Source organism: Desulforhabdus sp. TSK (assembly GCF_022836495.1).
In the GTDB taxonomy this organism is placed as follows: Bacteria; Desulfobacterota; Syntrophobacteria; order Syntrophobacterales; family Syntrophobacteraceae; genus Desulforhabdus.
This window is the reverse complement of the sequence record NZ_BQXM01000201.1, coordinates 1-393: the sequence shown is the minus strand read 5'-3', so window position 1 is coordinate 393 and position 393 is coordinate 1. Positions and strand designations below refer to the sequence as shown.

Annotated in this window: 1 pseudogene; it reads right to left on the bottom strand. The window is 42.7% G+C overall.

Features of this window, described 5'->3' with window-relative positions:
• A pseudogene (locus tag MWC30_RS22100) lies at positions 1 to 393 on the bottom strand (hypothetical protein); the annotation flags it as partial.

The window sequence follows — 393 nt, the reverse complement described above, 5'->3', positions numbered from 1 at the left end:
CATGTAGAAACGCAATTCATCATCCTGTACATTGGCCGTATTGCGATCCCAGATATCCATGATTTGTTGTGCATAGTCCAATTTTTCATCGTCAGATACAGTCACACGATCCATAAAGAAATCTTTGTAATCATTGTACAAACGATCTAATGCCATGCGTGCATAGCTGTCTTTCTTATAACGATGGCTCACGATGTACCAGCTACGACGAACGTTCATATAATACAATGAATTATTACGGTACCGTTCTTGGCCCTTCATAACGCGAGAGTCGTCCATGATATATTTGCCTGTTTGATCCAATTGGAATGGTGTGAAAGCAGTCACTACGGCGCGAACGTCTTCGCTAGGCACAGAAAGGGACACTTCTGTTTCAAGCACAGTCAAGGGTTC